This window comes from Mycobacterium shunyiense, from assembly GCF_058270035.1.
The window spans coordinates 146,121-160,737 of the sequence record NZ_JBZDPT010000044.1 but is presented as its reverse complement, the minus strand read 5'-3'; the positions used below and the strand labels follow the sequence as shown (position 1 = coordinate 160,737).

At 66.5% G+C, this 14,617-nt stretch carries 15 protein-coding genes; 9 read left to right on the top strand and 6 right to left on the bottom strand.

Going from position 1 to position 14,617, the window contains the following annotated elements:
* The first annotated feature begins 6 nt into the window (after positions 1 to 6).
* Entirely contained in the window at positions 7 to 645 is a 639-nt protein-coding gene (locus tag AC4ELS_RS25620; protein ID WP_499049795.1) for a CPBP family intramembrane glutamic endopeptidase, read from the top strand.
* On the opposite strand, the gene tet(V) is transcribed toward AC4ELS_RS25620, so the two are convergent.
* Both tet(V) and AC4ELS_RS25610 read right to left on the bottom strand, forming a co-directional pair.
* Entirely contained in the window at positions 642 to 1,922 is a 1,281-nt protein-coding gene (gene tet(V) / locus AC4ELS_RS25615; RefSeq protein WP_499049945.1) for a tetracycline efflux MFS transporter Tet(V), read from the bottom strand. The genes AC4ELS_RS25620 and tet(V) overlap by 4 nt on opposite strands.
* A gap of 77 nt (positions 1,923 to 1,999) precedes the next feature.
* A complete protein-coding gene (locus tag AC4ELS_RS25610) occupies positions 2,000 to 2,803 on the bottom strand; it encodes an enoyl-CoA hydratase (protein WP_499049792.1) in 804 nt (267 codons plus the stop codon).
* A 135-nt stretch (positions 2,804 to 2,938) separates the two neighbouring features.
* Here AC4ELS_RS25610 and AC4ELS_RS25605 point away from each other — a divergent pair, with 135 nt between their 5' ends.
* The 3 genes from AC4ELS_RS25605 to AC4ELS_RS25595 all read left to right on the top strand — a co-directional run bounded on the left by AC4ELS_RS25605 (position 2,939) and on the right by AC4ELS_RS25595 (position 5,867).
* The gene (locus tag AC4ELS_RS25605) at positions 2,939 to 4,024 is read left to right on the top strand and encodes a CaiB/BaiF CoA transferase family protein (RefSeq protein ID WP_499049789.1); all 1,086 of its coding nucleotides are present in this window, start codon (positions 2,939 to 2,941) and stop codon (positions 4,022 to 4,024) included.
* Positions 4,025 to 4,089: 65 nt separating this feature from the next.
* Positions 4,090 to 4,845 carry a 3-hydroxyacyl-CoA dehydrogenase gene (locus AC4ELS_RS25600; protein ID WP_064882985.1) on the top strand — a complete coding sequence of 252 codons (756 nt, stop codon included), beginning with the start codon at positions 4,090 to 4,092 and terminating at the stop codon, positions 4,843 to 4,845.
* A gap of 8 nt (positions 4,846 to 4,853) precedes the next feature.
* Positions 4,854 to 5,867, top strand: a complete 1,014-nt coding sequence (locus tag AC4ELS_RS25595; protein ID WP_064882966.1) for an NAD(P)H-dependent flavin oxidoreductase — start codon at positions 4,854 to 4,856, stop codon at positions 5,865 to 5,867.
* 68 nt (positions 5,868 to 5,935) lie between these two features.
* Here the strand turns inward: AC4ELS_RS25595 and AC4ELS_RS25590 are convergent, their stop codons facing one another.
* Positions 5,936 to 6,067: a hypothetical protein gene (locus AC4ELS_RS25590; RefSeq protein WP_088305117.1), complete on the bottom strand. Its 132-nt coding sequence runs from the start codon at positions 6,065 to 6,067 to the stop codon at positions 5,936 to 5,938.
* A gap of 245 nt (positions 6,068 to 6,312) precedes the next feature.
* Complete coding sequence (locus AC4ELS_RS25585) at positions 6,313 to 6,849, bottom strand: DoxX family protein (RefSeq protein WP_498889458.1); 537 nt, start codon at positions 6,847 to 6,849, stop codon at positions 6,313 to 6,315.
* Between the two features lie 155 nt (positions 6,850 to 7,004).
* Here AC4ELS_RS25585 and AC4ELS_RS25580 point away from each other — a divergent pair, with 155 nt between their 5' ends.
* Genes AC4ELS_RS25580 through AC4ELS_RS25570 form a run of 3 tightly spaced genes read left to right on the top strand, consistent with a single transcriptional unit; the run spans position 7,005 to position 10,661 of the window.
* Positions 7,005 to 9,308, top strand: a complete 2,304-nt coding sequence (locus tag AC4ELS_RS25580; protein WP_064882678.1) for an MMPL family transporter — start codon at positions 7,005 to 7,007, stop codon at positions 9,306 to 9,308.
* Positions 9,309 to 9,315: 7 nt separating this feature from the next.
* Entirely contained in the window at positions 9,316 to 10,020 is a 705-nt protein-coding gene (locus AC4ELS_RS25575) for a TetR/AcrR family transcriptional regulator (RefSeq protein ID WP_498889556.1), read from the top strand.
* Between the two features lie 5 nt (positions 10,021 to 10,025).
* Entirely contained in the window at positions 10,026 to 10,661 is a 636-nt protein-coding gene (locus AC4ELS_RS25570) for a class I SAM-dependent methyltransferase (protein ID WP_064882679.1), read from the top strand.
* On the opposite strand, the gene AC4ELS_RS25565 is transcribed toward AC4ELS_RS25570, so the two are convergent.
* Positions 10,658 to 11,386, bottom strand: a complete 729-nt coding sequence (locus tag AC4ELS_RS25565; protein WP_064882681.1) for an NAD-dependent deacylase — start codon at positions 11,384 to 11,386, stop codon at positions 10,658 to 10,660. The genes AC4ELS_RS25570 and AC4ELS_RS25565 overlap by 4 nt on opposite strands.
* Positions 11,387 to 11,423: 37 nt before the next feature.
* Here AC4ELS_RS25565 and AC4ELS_RS25560 point away from each other — a divergent pair, with 37 nt between their 5' ends.
* Positions 11,424 to 11,789 (top strand): Rv1152 family transcriptional regulator, encoded by a 366-nt coding sequence (locus AC4ELS_RS25560; protein ID WP_064882684.1) that lies wholly within the window; start codon positions 11,424 to 11,426, stop codon positions 11,787 to 11,789.
* Between the two features lie 11 nt (positions 11,790 to 11,800).
* Here the strand turns inward: AC4ELS_RS25560 and AC4ELS_RS25555 are convergent, their stop codons facing one another.
* Complete coding sequence (locus AC4ELS_RS25555) at positions 11,801 to 13,030, bottom strand: Rv1453 family transcriptional regulator (RefSeq protein ID WP_448449180.1); 1,230 nt, start codon at positions 13,028 to 13,030, stop codon at positions 11,801 to 11,803.
* A 100-nt stretch (positions 13,031 to 13,130) separates the two neighbouring features.
* Here AC4ELS_RS25555 and AC4ELS_RS25550 point away from each other — a divergent pair, with 100 nt between their 5' ends.
* Positions 13,131 to 14,609: a flavin-containing monooxygenase gene (locus tag AC4ELS_RS25550; RefSeq protein ID WP_448449179.1), complete on the top strand. Its 1,479-nt coding sequence runs from the start codon at positions 13,131 to 13,133 to the stop codon at positions 14,607 to 14,609.
* Positions 14,610 to 14,617 lie beyond the last annotated feature (8 nt).

Genomic DNA, 14,617 nt, shown 5'->3' with positions numbered 1-14,617 from the left:
GCCGGCGTGCCGGGGGTGACCACGGACGAACCGGCCGGGTTGCTGCGTCGGCGGGTCGTCGTCGGCGTGGTACTGGTTGCCGGAGCCGTTCTGCTGGCGGTGTCGCTGGGGGTCGAACCGGGTGAGAGTTCCTTCTACTGGCTGACTTTGGCTCTGGCCGGGGTCTGGACGGTGGGTGCGCTGACATCCGGTCCGTTGCACCTGGGCACCGGGCACCGGCCGGTGCTGCTCGGCACTGCGGTGGGTCTGGCCCTCGGTCTGGTGTTCGTGGTCGGCGCGCTGGTGGCCCGCCTGATCCCTGGTCTGCGCGAATATGTCACTGCGGTACTGGAATTCGCGAATCACGGCAGCCTGGTGGTGGTCGTGCTGATCACGCTGATCAACGGGGCGGCCGAGGAATTGTTCTTTCGCGGCGCGTTGTACACCGCGCTGGGTGATCATCATCCGGAGCTCATCTCCACGGTGGTCTACGTCGCCGCGGTGATGGCGTCCGGTAACCCGATGCTCGGGTTCGCCGCGATCCTGCTCGGCACGGTCTGCGCGGTTGAACGCCGAATGACCGGTGGCGTACTGGCGCCCATGCTGACCCACTTCTTCTGGGGCCTGATCATGGTGCTGGTACTGCCACCGATCTTCGGCGTCTAGCGCAGCGGGTGCGCGAGCTCGTCGCGTGGCATCCGTGCTGCGGTCACGGCCACCGCGGCCAGCACGGCGGGCAGCAGTCCGGCCACCAGGAAGATGGACTCCATCGAGACGACCTTCGACAATGGGCCGACGATCGCGAACGACAGCGGCATGAAGGCCAGCGACACGAAGAAGTCCAGGCTCGACACGCGGCCCAACATCTCCGTCGGCACCCGGCGCTGAAGCAGCGTTCCCCAGATCACCATGCCCGCACCGTCGGTGACGCCGATGCAGAACGTGGCCAACGCCATCAACGGGAACGAGGAAGTGACGCCGACGACCACCAGCGGCACCGAGCCCAGACCCCACATCAGCATCATCGTGGTCAGGTAGCGCCGCGGCATCCGGCGCGAGGACACCGTCAACGCCCCCAGGGCGCTGCCGAATCCGAAGAACGCCAGGATGAATCCGTACGCCCGCGCGCCGTCGGCGAACCGGTCCTGGGCGATGAACGGCAGCAACACCTCGATCGGCCCGAGGACGACGAGCACGAACATGCTCGCGAACAACAGTGTCGCCAGCAGCCACGGTGTTCGCACCATGAACGCGAAACCGTCACGCAGATCGCGCAATACGTGCGTGCGCTCGCCGGCATCCTGTGCCGCAACGGAGTCCACGGTGGGGCGGGTGGCGACCAGTAGGACCAGGCCCGCGCCGAACAACGCAGCCACCACGACCGCGCCCAGGGACGGGAAGGTCGCGGCGATCACCATGCCTGCCACTGCAGGCCCCACCGAACGCTGAAACACCGGCCGCGCCACGCCCTCGACACCGTTGGCCGCCAACAGTTGTTCGGGCGGCAGGATGCGGGGCAGCAGCGCGCTGTAGGCCGGGAAGAAGAATGCCGCGGCGATGCCGAGAATGCCTGCGGCGACGGCCAGATGCCAGATCTTGAGCAGGCCGAGCAGGCCGAGCGTCGCGACGGTCGTCACCGTGACGAGGTTGACGGTTTCCACCGCGATGATGATCGTGCGCTGGTTGATCCGGTCGGCGGTGATCCCGCCGATGAGAACGAAGCCCACAAGGCCGACACCCATGCAGGTGGCGACCAGCGACAGTGAGGTCGGATTGTTGTCGATCGCGATGACCTGCAACGCCATCACCACCGACCACATGCCCTCGGCGAAGATCGACAACGTGACCGCGGCAATCAGCAACCGATATTCGCGGATGCGGAAGGGTGCGAGCACACGCCAGCCGCCGGTCTGATCGACCGGCGTTTGGATGTCGTGCTGCATGCTCACAACATTCGATGGTGCCTACCCGGAGTGGGTTGAGTCCAACGATTTTCGCCGGCGTGAGTCCGGCGGAGCGCTTACTGCTGGGTGAACTCCGGGCGCCGGTTCTGCTGGAAGGCCTTGGTGCCCTCGCGGAAGTCGTCGGACACCAGCAGTTGCAGCTGGCCCTTGCGCTCGCGGGCGAAGGCGCCCTCGAGCTCGGTGAGCGTGGCCGCGTTGACGGCCTGCTTGGTCTCGCGCAGGGCCACCGCCGGACCGGAGCGCAGCTTGGCGACGATCTTGTCCACCGCGGCGTCGAACTCGTCGGCCGGGTACACGGCGCTGATCAGACCCCAGTCGAAGGCATCGGCGGCGCTGAGGCGGTCGGCCAGCAGCGCCAGCCGCATGGCCCGGATCCGGCCGATGTTCGTGGCGACCAGTGCCGAGGCACCGCCGTCGGGCATCAACCCGATTTTGGTGAAGGCGAGCAGGAAGAAGGCCGACTCCGAGGCCAGCACGACGTCACATGCCAGTGCCAGCGACACCCCGACGCCGGCGGCAGGCCCCTGCACGACGGCCACGACCGGCTTGGGCAGCGCCACGATCGATGCGACGGCGCGGTTGGCGGCGTCCAGCACGCCTTCGGCGTCATGGCTCTTGGCGTTCTGGTCGTCCTCGCTGATGCCGGCACCGGAGCTGAATCCGCGGCCCGCTCCGCCGAGGCGAACCACGCGCACCTCGGAGTCGGTGGCGGCCAGATCCATGGCGTCGGCGATCGCCACGAGCATGTCCTGCGTCAGGGAGTTGAGGCTGTCGGGCCGGTTGAGGGTCACCGACAGAACGCCGCCCTCAAGGGACACGGATACGTCTTTGACTTCGGGGTAAGCGTGGGTCGCGGTCATCTGTGCACCTTAGGTCTGGCGGGCCTGTGGCCCGCTCCGGGCGGGGGCGGCTATGGCCATACCGGGTCGAGAAGGTTATACAAGTAAGCTATGTCACCGGTCAACCGAGACCCACACGCGAAGGGGCGAAAGAGCATGGCTGGACCACTGCAAGGTTTGCGCGTTGTTGAGCTGGCGGGCATCGGCCCCGGCCCGCACGCGGCAATGATCCTCGGCGATCTGGGTGCCGACGTGGTGCGCATCGAACGACCGGGCAAGGGCACCGGTACGCCCAGCGCCGACACCATGCTGCGTAACCGCCGGTCGGTGGCTGCGGACATGAAGAGCGACGAGGGCCGTGCGCTGGTGCTCAAACTCATCGAGAAGGCCGACGTCCTGATCGAGGGCTTCCGTCCCGGCGTGACCGAGCGTCTGGGGCTGGGACCCGACGACTGCGCCAAGGTCAACGAACGGCTGATCTATGCCCGGATGACGGGCTGGGGCCAGGAAGGCCCGCGGGCCCTGCAGGCCGGCCACGACATCAACTACATCTCGCTGAACGGCCTGCTGCACGCCGTCGGTCGCAAGGGTGAGCGGCCGGTACCGCCGCTGAACCTCGCCGGTGATTTCGGCGGCGGGTCGATGTTCCTGCTCGTCGGCATCCTCTCGGCGCTGTTCGAGCGGCAGACCTCGGGCAAGGGGCAGGTGATCGATGCCGCGATGATCGACGGGTCCAGTGTGCTGATGCAGATGATGTGGAGCTTCCGCAGCCAAGGTCTGTGGTCCGACGAGCGTGGCACCAACATGCTCGACACCGGTGCTCCGTACTACGACACCTACGAGACCTCCGACGGCCGCTACATGTCGATCGGGGCGATCGAGCCGCAGTTCTACGCCGAGTTGCTCAAGGGCCTGGGTCTGGATGACGCCGACCTTCCGGACCAGAACGACATGGCGCGCTGGCCCGAGCTGCGTGAGGCGTTCACCAAGGCATTCGCCGCGCACGACCGGGATCACTGGGCCAAGGTGTTCGCCGGTACCGATGCGTGTGCGGCTCCGGTGCTGTCCTTCGCCGAGGTGCTCACCGAACCGCACATCGCCGAGCGCAACACGTTCTTCGACGAAGGCGGCAACCTGCAGCCGATGCCGGCACCGCGGTTCTCCCGCAGCGTCCCGGCGGTGCCGACGCCACCGGGCCCGCGCGGGTCCGACACGGAAGCTGTTCTGCGGGACTGGGTTTAGTCCAACCACTGTTTGGTTCGACCAAAGGGGTCGGTGGGAACGCCGGCCGGAAAGGAATGCGGTACATGGAGATCAAGGACGCGGTAGCCGTTGTCACCGGCGGTGCCTCCGGCCTCGGATTGGCTACCACCAAGCGCCTGCTGGATGCGGGTGCCCAGGTGGTCGTGATCGACCTCAAGGGTGAAGAGGTCGTGGCCGAACTGGGTGATCGGGCCAAGTTCGTCGCCACCGACGTCACCGACGAGGCGGGCGTGACCGAGGCGCTCGACGTCGCGGAATCGCTTGGCCCGGTGCGGATCAACGTCAACTGCGCGGGCATCGGCAACGCGATCAAGACCCTGAGCAAGAACGGTGCGTTTCCGCTCGACGGCTTCCGCAAGGTGGTCGAGGTCAACCTGATCGGCACGTTCAACGTGATCCGGCTGGCCGCTGAGCGCATCGCCAAGACGGAGCCGCTCAAGAATGAAGAGCGCGGCGTCATCATCAACACCGCCTCGGTGGCGGCGTTCGACGGCCAGATCGGGCAGGCCGCCTACTCGGCGTCCAAGGGCGGCGTGGTCGGCATGACCCTGCCCATCGCGCGTGACCTCTCGCGTGAGCTGATCCGCGTGTGCACCATCGCGCCGGGTCTGTTCAAGACCCCGCTGCTGGGCTCGCTGCCCGAAGAGGCGCAGAAGTCGCTGGGCCAGCAGGTGCCGCACCCGGCCCGGCTGGGCGATCCCGACGAGTACGGCGCCCTGGCCGTGCACATCATCGAAAACCCGATGCTCAACGGCGAGGTCATCCGCCTCGACGGTGCTATCCGTATGGCCCCTAGGTAAGGACTAATATGGCATTGAAGACGAAGTTCACCGAGACGTTCGGGATCGAGCATCCCATCGTGCAGGGCGGCATGCAGTGGGTCGGCCGCGCCGAACTCGTTGCGGCCGTGGCCAATGCGGGTGCGTTGGGTTTCATCACCGCGCTCACGCAGCCGACTCCGGCCGATCTGGCCAAGGAGATCGAGCGGTGTCGTGAGCTCACCGACAAGCCGTTCGGTGTGAACCTGACCATCCTGCCGACCATCAACCCGCCGCCATACGACGAGTACCGCCAGGTGATCGTCGACTCCGGCATCAAGATCGTCGAGACCGCGGGCTCCAACCCGGCGCCGCACCTGCCGATGTTCCACGACAACGGCATCAAGGTGCTGCACAAGTGCACCTCGGTGCGCCACGCGGTCAAGGCGCAGAGCCTGGGTGTGGACGGCATCAGCATCGACGGGTTCGAGTGCGCCGGTCACCCCGGCGAGGACGACATCCCGGGCCTGGTGCTGATCCCGGCGGCGTCGGCCAAGATCGACATCCCGATGATCGCCTCGGGCGGTTTCGCCGATGCGCGTGGTCTGGTGGCCGCACTGGCGCTGGGCGCCGACGGCATCAACATGGGTTCGCGGTTCATGTGCACCGCGGAATCGGCGATTCATCAGAAGGTCAAGGAAGCGATCGTGGCGGGCACCGAGCTCGACACCGAGCTGATCTTCCGCAGCCTGGGCAACACCGCGCGGGTGGCGAGCAATACGGTCTCGCGTGAGGTGGTGCAGATTCTCAAAGATGGCGGCCAGTTCGAGGACGTCAAGGATCTGGTGGCCGGCAAACGCGGCGTGAAGGTCTATGAGATCGGTGATCTCGACGCAGGCATCTGGTCGGTCGGAACCTCGATGGGTCTGATCAACGACATTCCCACCTGCGGCGAACTCGTCTCGCGGATGGTGTCGGAGGCCGAGGAGCTGATCAGTGGGCGCCTGGCGAACATGATCGGCGCGGACGAAGCCGAGCCGGAGAAAGAAGCAGTCCTCGCCTGAGACGAGGACTGCGGCCCGTTACGGGCAAACTTAACATGGGAAACGCGCGCCGTGAGGCGCGCGTTTTCTCATACTGCGGTGGGCAGCTCCTGGTAGTCGTCAAACTGCTCCGAGGTGTCGCCCTCGACGAGGAAATCGCCGTGGTAGAGGGCCTCGAAGTCGACCTTGATGACATCTGCACTGGTGTCGTCGATCCACATGACACTGAGCGTATGGGTCACTATTAAGGAATCTTTGAGTCACGGTTCGGAAAATGGTGGCAATCCTACTTTTGGGTAGGTTTCTGGCGAGTAGCTCCGACCGGCGGGCGTGCGCGGCTGTGACGATGGCCGCGGGGGCGTGGCGGCCGAGTGGTTGCCGCCGATTTCTACGCAAGGGTCGCTTGGGCGCGCTGGCCGCAGCCCGGGTGTAGAAAACCGGCCGGCGATCAAGCGCGAAAATGTGATCAGGCACCCGGCTTGGTGAAGTGGATCGGATTGCCGGGGTTCAGCGCGATCCAGGTCACCACCGCGGCGACGACGCCGATCACCACGAGACCCACGGATGACCGGGCCGACACCCGGGAGCGGCCGAACACCCGGTGATCGACCGAGAACGCGCCGGCGCCGGTGAACAGCAGCGCGACGGCGGCGAATGCGGCCAGGAACGGAACGTTGAACGGCTGGGACCAGAAGGCGTCGGCCGAGACGTTCACCGCCCAGGCGTCGACCATTGCACCGATCACCGCGCAGGCGGCCAACGGGGTGAGGATGCCCAGGAGCAGGCCGATGCCGCCGAGGGTTTCGGCCGCCGTGACCATGAACGCGCCGAATGCGGGTAACCGCCAACCGGCGGATTCCATGAATTCGACGGTGGTGCCGAAGTCGAATGCCTTGATCAGGCCGGCCTGCAGCATGGTCGCGCCGGTGGCGATGCGCAGGATGAGCAATCCGGTGTCGGTCATGCCGGTAGTCGTGGTTCCGGGGTCGCTGGTGATCGTCATGCCTTATTAGACGCACCGAACCCGCCGAATTCATCGCGTACGAGGGAGTTGAACTCTTCGGCGCCGGTCGCCGTATGTAGAGCGAGGCCCACGTTGACGCTGGAAACTTACCGTTGTTAACTTAACGGCGGTATTCATCGGGGGAAGGACACGCAGTGCTGCACCGAATCGCCCATCTGGCCCTCGCCGCACCGCGGCGGGTTCTTGTCGTGGCCGCACTGGCGATGGTCGCCGCAGGCATCTTCGGCATCCCGGTCGCCAAGAGCCTGTCAGCCGGCGGATTCCAGGACCCGACCTCGGAATCGGCACGGGCCACGCAGCTGCTGTCGGACAAGTTCGCCCGCGGCGACATGCAGTTGGTCATCAGCGTCACCGACGACAACGCCGGCGCCCAGAGCCCCGCCGCACGAGCTGCAGGCGCGGACATCGCCGCCCAGCTCAAAGCATCGCCATTCGTGACCGAGGTCAGCTCGGCATGGACCGTGCCCGCACCGGCGGCGGCCACGCTCATCAGTAAGGACGGCAAGACCGGTCTGATCCTGGCCGGCATCACCGGCGGGGAGAGCGGCGCACAGAAACACGCCAAGGAGCTCACCGATCAACTCGTGCACGACCGCGACGGCGTCACCGTGCGCGCCGGCGGCGAGGCGATGATCTATGTCCAGATCAACGGGCAGAGCGAAAAAGACCTCTTGATGATGGAATCCATCGCGATCCCGTTGAGCTTCCTGGTGCTGGTGTGGGTGTTCGGTGGATTGCTCGCCGCGGCATTGCCGCTGGCCGTCGGGGGCTTCGCCATCCTGGGATCGCTGGCGGTGCTGCGCGGGTTCACCATGGTCACCGACGTCTCGATCTTCGCGCTCAACCTCACCGTCGCCATGGGCCTGGCGTTGGCCATCGATTACACCCTGCTGATCGTCAGCCGCTACCGCGACGAACTCGCCGAGGGCGTCGACCCGGACCGGGCGTTGGTGCGCACCATGGTGACGGCCGGACGCACGGTGCTGTTCTCGGCGATGACGGTGGCGTTGTCGATGGTGGCGATGGTGCTGTTCCCGATGTACTTCCTCAAGTCCTTCGCGTACGCGGGCATCGCGGTGGTGGCGCTCGCGGCATTCGCGGCCATTGTGGTGGCCCCGGCCGCCATCGCGCTGTTGGGTGACCGCCTGGACGCCTACGACGTGCGCCGGTTCATCCGCCGCGTCCTGGGCCGGCCGGAGCCCGTGCGTAAGCCCGTGGAGCAGACGTTCTGGTACCGCATGACCAAGCGCGTCATGCGCCGGTCGGTTCCGGTCGGGCTCGCCGTGATCGCGCTGCTGCTCATGCTGGGCGCCCCGTTCCTCGGCATCAAATGGGGATTCCCCGACGACCGGGTGCTGCCGTCGTCGGCGTCGTCCCGTCAACTCGGCGACGAACTGCGCAACGACTTCGCCGTCGACTCGTCGACCGCCGTCACCGTGGTGCTGCCCGACGTGACCCGGCTGGCACCCGCCGAACTCGACCGCTATGCCGGCGATCTGTCCCGCGCCGCCGACGGGGTTTCCGTGTCCGCGCCCGGGGGCACCTTCGTCGACGGGCGCCGGGTCGGGCCGCCGACGTCGGGAACCGGAATAGCCGACGGCAGTGCCTATCTCACCGTCGGCAGCCATGTCCCGCTGTTCAGCGACGCCTCTGAGGCCCAGCTCGACGCGTTGCACGCCGTGCCTGCGCCGGCCGAGGTGCAGTTCACCGGGCTCGCGCAGGTCAACCGGGACAGCTCACACGCGATCACCTCCCGGTTGCCGCTGGTGCTGGGCATCATCGCCGCGATCACTTTCGTGTTGTTGTTCCTGCTCACCGGCAGCGTGGTGCTGCCGTTGAAAGCGTTGGTGCTCAACGTGTTGTCGCTGTCGGCGGCGTTCGGTGCGTTGGTGTGGATCTTCCAGGACGGACACCTGGGCGCGCTCGGGACGACATCGACGGGCACCTTGGTGGCCAACCTGCCGGTGTTGTTGTTCTGCATCGCATTCGGGTTGTCGATGGACTACGAGGTGTTCCTGGTCTCGCGCATCCGCGAATACTGGCTCGAATCCGGCCAGACCCGAGAGGATAACGACGAGAGCGTCGCGCTCGGGCTGGCCCGCACCGGCCGGGTGGTGACGGCAGCGGCACTGCTGATGTCGATCTCGTTCGCGGCGCTGATCGCCGCTCAGGTCGCCTTCATGCGGATGTTCGGCCTCGGCCTGACCATCGCGGTACTCGTCGACGCCACCTTGGTGCGCATGTTGTTGGTGCCGGCCTTCATGCACCTGATGGGACAGTGGAACTGGTGGGCGCCCGCACCGTTGGCTCGGCTGCACAAGCGAATCGGGATCAGTGAGTCGGGACCGGCCGAGTCGGACGCCATCGGAGCCGGCGATGCTCCCACGGACCGGGACAAGCGTGAGCCGGCCGATGCCTGCGTGAAGGACGCTGGTTAGCGTGGTCATGCAATCGCGCAAGCGGCGCCGCGCCCCTCGTGGCTCCGGGGAGCTGCTGCGCGATGAGATCCTCGACGCCACAACCGAACTACTGCTGGAAACCGGTCATGCCAAGGCCGTCTCGATCCGGTCGGTCGCTCAGCAGGTCGGGGTCACACCGCCGTCGATCTACCTGCACTTCGAGGACAAGGACGCGCTGCTGGATGCAGTGTGTTCGCGGTATTTCGAGAAACTCGACGAGGAGATGCAGCGCGCCGCCGCCGACCACGACTCGACCATCGAGGTGTTACGAGCGCAGGGACACGCCTACGTGAACTTCGCGCGACGCACACCCGAGTTGTACCGGCTGGCGACCATGGGTGAGGGCAGGCCCGGCAGTGACGTCGACGTCGCACTCAACAGCTCTGCGTTCCAACACATGCGCGCTGCCATGGAGGCGCTGATCGCCGAGGGCGTGTATCCGCCCGGCGACCCCACGATACTGGCGTTGGAACTGTGGACCGCGGCGCACGGGGTTGCCGCGATCCTGATCTCCAAGCCGTATCTGCCGTGGGGAGATGTCGAGGAATTCACCGACCGCGTGCTACGTGCGGTGTCCACCGGCCAGATCGTCTCGGGGATCATCGGAACCGACCTCGCACCTGCCGAAGCAATCGCACGGTTGCAGGGCTTGGCCAGTGAACCCGCCGACCAAGGCGCCGACGAAGGGTAGAAGCCGTGACTGACAAGACCGTCGACAATCCGTTCTTCGCCCGGGTGTGGAAGACGCTGTCGAGTTCGGAGCCCAAGGCACTGCGCCGGCTGCGCGGTGACAACCTCGCCGGACTCAGCGGCCGGGTGCTGGAGATCGGTGCGGGTACCGGGACGAACTTTGCCTTCTATCCGTCGACGGTGACCGAGGTGGTCGCCATCGAGCCCGAACGTCACCTTGCCGAAGTGGCCCGCAGCGCGGCGACGCGGGCGCCGGTGCCAGTGACCGTCACCAGCGACACCGCCGAGAAGTTCAGCAGCGCAGAGCCGTTCGACGCGGTGGTCTGCTCACTGGTGCTGTGCTCGATCGATCAACCCGATACGGTGCTGCGCCAGCTGTTTTCGATTGTCCGGCCAGGTGGCGAACTGCGGTACCTGGAGCATGTCGCCGGTCTCGGCTGGCGGGCCGGAATGCAGCGCGTGGCCGATGCCACCGTGTGGCCGCGGTTGTTCGGCAATTGCCACACCCACCGGCACACCGAGCAGGCGATCGCCGACAGTGGATTCCAGGTTGAGACTGCGCACCGTGAGATGGCGATGCCGGCCTGGGTGCCGCTGCCGGTGACGGAGTTCGCGATCGGGCGTGCGGTCAGGCCGGCCTAGCCGGCGTCGCGAGTACCGAGGAGCGTCGGCAACCGCTGCAGCAGATTCGGCAGGGAGCCGCCCGCGGTCTCGCGGAGTGAGAGCGTCGCGCTGTCCGACAGCGGGGTGCGTTCCGGATTGACCTCGACCACCACGGTGCCTGCGGCGACGGCGGCTTCGGCCAGTCCCGCCGCGGGATAGACGATCGAGCTGGTGCCCACCACGATCACCACATCGGCGTTGCTGACGGCCAGCACCGACCGTTGCCAGGCATCGTCGGGCAGCGGCTCGCCGAACCACACGACGCTCGGCCGGATCAGGCCGCCGCACGGGCAAACCGGAGGTTCGATCGTCTCGACCGGCTCAGGCATCTCGGGCAGCTCGCCCTCGAACTTCGAACCACATGCGTCGCAACGGAACTCGAACAAGTTGCCGTGTAGGTGGTAGACGTTCGTACTGCCGGCCCGCTCGTGCAGGTTGTCGACGTTCTGGGTGATGACGTGGACGTCGGCGAAGTCCTGCCAGGCGGCCACGGCCCGATGTCCGTCGTTGGGCTGCACGTGGGACATCATGTAGTGGCGCCACAGATACCAGGCCCAGACTTTCTCCGGGTGCCGCTGCCAGCCTTCGATGCTGGAGATCTCGTAGGGGTCCACCTTTGCCCACAGGCCCGTTTCGACGTCGCGGAACGTTGGTACACCGCTCTCCGCCGAGATTCCGGCACCACTGAGGACAGTCACTTGCACATCACCAACGTAGTCGGTTTGGGTGATACTTGAGCACGTGGTTGAGTTGGGGGATTGGGTTCTGATTGATTCGAGCGCGGAAAAGCCGCTGTTCGATCAACTCCGGATCCAGATTATCGAGGGCATCCGGCAGGGGCGCCTGACGCCGGGTACCCGGTTACCGACGGTGCGTGAGCTGGCGGCGAAGGTCGGGCTTGCGGTGAACACCGTGGCCAGGGCCTATCGCGAGTTGGAGTCGGCGGGGGTGTTGGAGACCCGGGGGCGGTACGGCACCTTCGTCGCACGGGCCGATCCGGCCGATGCCGCGATGGCCGCCGCCGCGCATTCGTTCGCCGAGGCCGCCCATGCGCTGGGGATCGGCAAGGCCGACGCCCTGCGTTATCTGGACAGCGCGTTCGACTGATCCGGGCTGGCTCAGCCGGTCCGGATGCCGTGCCAGCGGTGCACATCCAGGGCGACGGCTACCGCGACACTGTTTTCGGCGAGCGGGCGGGGCAGGAGCTGGTCGGCGCGAGCCAGTCGTCGCAGCAGCGTGTTGCGGTGGAGGTACAACCGTGCCGCGGCGCGTGAGGCGTTGCACTGTTCGTCGACGAATACCCTTACCGTTTCCTGTAATTCAGGGTCGGCGGTCTCAAGATCGCCGAGATTGCGGCTGACGAACTCGGCGGCACGATCGGGGTCGGCGGTGGCCAGTGCGACGAGTTCGACGTCGGCGAACTTTGCGATCTGCTGTGTGGAGTGCAGCCGGGCCATCATCTGCTGTGTGGTGATCGCGTCGAAGTGGCTGCGCCGGAATCCATCCAGACCGTCGGACGGCGGGCCGATGGCGATCCGGACGCCGTCCAACTCTGCGGCGACGCGGGTGAGTGCTTGGAAGCCGTGCTGAATGTCGGCGCCCCCTGCGGCCCACACCCAGCGGGTGGCGGTGCTGGCCAGCACGCTCAACGGTCGCGGATCGCCGCAGTCCTGGCCGAATGCCTCGGCGGCCCGGTCCAATCCGGACAGGTCGCCCGCCGGGTCCTCGCTCCAGATCACTGCCGCGGTGTGCGTTCCGGTGAGCGCGTGGCCCAGGCGCGCCTCGGCGCGCTGCCGGGGGATCGGGGCGCCCTCCAGCAGGAGCGCGACGGTCTCGCGCCGTTCGGCATGGGTGCCGCGGGTCAGGTCATCGCGTTCCAGGTCGATCTGGGCAGCGATCCCGGCCAGCGTGGCGTCGACGAACGCACTGATGGACTGCGAGCACACGTCGAGCATCTCGTGTAGTTCGCCGGGGTCGGACGTGAGCTCGAAGGCGATCTCCATGAGCCGGCGCCATGCCACACCCTCGCCGACCCGATACGCATCCAGGGGGAACTCGCTGACGCCGCGGCGCACCAGTTCCCGCGCGATGCTGAGTGGCTCCGGACCGGTATTCGGCGGCACCGGAGCACCTGGATCGCGCACATTCGCCGTGCCCCAGAAGAACAGGTTGGCGTGGTTACTGCGGACGACCGCGCCGGCGAGCTCGGGGTCGGACGCGATTGCCGGGCTGGCGGCCAACACTGCGGCATCGAATTCGTCGAGCCATTCCTGGCGGGGGTTGAGCACAATCTGTGCGCATTGCCGGATCAGGTCCTGCACCCGAGGTGACGGTGGCTTCCACGCCATCACCCCAGCGTAGAACTGTGGTGCAAACTGCACCATAGGATGCCGAAGATTTGGAACTTCCGACCTTGGGTGACGATCGGCTGACCGCAACCATTGAGACATGAACCACACCGAACACGTCGACGTACTCATCATCGGCGCCGGAATCTCCGGCATCGGTGCCGCCTACTACCTGCAGCGCGAACACCCGGGCCGCAGCTACACGATCCTCGAGGCCCGTGGCGCTACCGGCGGCACGTGGGACCTGTTCCGTTACCCGGGCATTCGGTCGGACTCCGACCTGCACACCTTCGGGTACGAATTCAAACCGTGGCGCGACGAGCATGCCATCGCGACCGCCGACAAGATCCTGGCCTACCTGCGCGAGACGGTGTCGGAGAACGGCATCGACCGCCACGTCCGGCTTCATCACAAGGTGCTCGGCGCGGCCTGGGACTCCGCGACTGCCGCCTGGACCGTGGACATCGAGCGGACCGGCAGTGACGGCGCGGATCCCGAACTCGTGCAGATCTCGGCGAACTGGTTGTTCTGCGGTGGCGGGTACTACCGCTACGACCAGGGCTACACCCCGACCTTCGAAGGTCAGGACCGGTTCACCGGACGAATCGTGCATCCGCAGCACTGGCCGGAGGATCTCGACTACACCGGCAAGAAGGTCGTCGTGATCGGCAGCGGTGCCACCGCGGTGACGCTGGTGCCGTCGATGGCGCCGACCGCCGGGCACGTCACGATGCTGCAGCGCTCACCCACCTACGTGCTTCCCGTCCCGGCCAAGGACGCCTTCGCCAACACCGCCAGGCGGCTGCTGGGCGACCGCCTCGGGTATGCCGCGGCCCGGCGCAAGAACATCATCAAGCAGCGCTCCGTCTACGTGCTGTGCCAGAAGTACCCGACGGCCGCCCGGTGGCTGATCCAGAAGGTCAACGCCGCCAAGCTGCCCAAGGGCTACCCCGTCGACGAGCACTTCGCGCCCCACTACAACCCGTGGGACCAGCGGTTGTGCGCCGTACCCGACGGCGACCTTTTCGAGGCCATCAGCAACGGCAGCGCCTCGGTGGTCACCGACCGCATCGCGACGTTCACCGAGAACGGAATCCTGCTGGAGTCCGGCCGTGAGCTTGACGCCGACATCATCGTCACCGCAACGGGTCTCAACATCCAGCTGTTCGGCGGGATGTCGCTGACCGTCGATGGCGCACCGGTGGACCTCGCCGACACGGTCGCCTACAAGGGCATCATGCTCTCGGGCGTGCCGAACTTCGCCTTCGCCTTCGGCTACACCAACTCGTCATGGACGCTCAAGGTCGGGTTGCTCTGCGAGCACTTCTGCCGGTTGTTGAAGCACATGGACGACAACGGTTTCGACGTCGTCCGGCCGGAGTTCGCCGGCGGTCAGACCCGCCCCCTCCTGGATTTCGGGGCCGGGTACGTGCAGCGTGCCATCGACGAGATTCCCCGTCAGGGGGTTGACGGACCGTGGCAGATGACCATGAACTACACGTTGGATGCCGAGACGTTGCGCAACGGACCCGTCGAGGACCCTCACCTCAGGTTCGAAAAGTCCTTGGTGGCCGTCTAGTTCGGCGG

What these genes read in the sequence shown, in the direction of transcription:
- AC4ELS_RS25600 (WP_064882985.1), top strand. Translation starts at nt 4,090, where the DNA reads ATGGAGATCAAGGACGCGGTAGCCGTTGTCACCGGCGGTGCCTCCGGC.
- AC4ELS_RS25585 (WP_498889458.1), bottom strand. Translation starts at nt 6,849, where the DNA reads ATGACGATCACCAGCGACCCCGGAACCACGACTACCGGCATGACCGAC.
- AC4ELS_RS25590 (WP_088305117.1), bottom strand. Translation starts at nt 6,067, where the DNA reads ATGTGGATCGACGACACCAGTGCAGATGTCATCAAGGTCGACTTCGAG.
- AC4ELS_RS25575 (WP_498889556.1), top strand. Translation starts at nt 9,316, where the DNA reads ATGCAATCGCGCAAGCGGCGCCGCGCCCCTCGTGGCTCCGGGGAGCTG.
- AC4ELS_RS25550 (WP_448449179.1), top strand. Translation starts at nt 13,131, where the DNA reads ATGAACCACACCGAACACGTCGACGTACTCATCATCGGCGCCGGAATC.
- AC4ELS_RS25605 (WP_499049789.1), top strand. Translation starts at nt 2,939, where the DNA reads ATGGCTGGACCACTGCAAGGTTTGCGCGTTGTTGAGCTGGCGGGCATC.
- AC4ELS_RS25595 (WP_064882966.1), top strand. Translation starts at nt 4,854, where the DNA reads ATGGCATTGAAGACGAAGTTCACCGAGACGTTCGGGATCGAGCATCCC.
- AC4ELS_RS25610 (WP_499049792.1), bottom strand. Translation starts at nt 2,803, where the DNA reads ATGACCGCGACCCACGCTTACCCCGAAGTCAAAGACGTATCCGTGTCC.
- AC4ELS_RS25555 (WP_448449180.1), bottom strand. Translation starts at nt 13,030, where the DNA reads ATGGCGTGGAAGCCACCGTCACCTCGGGTGCAGGACCTGATCCGGCAA.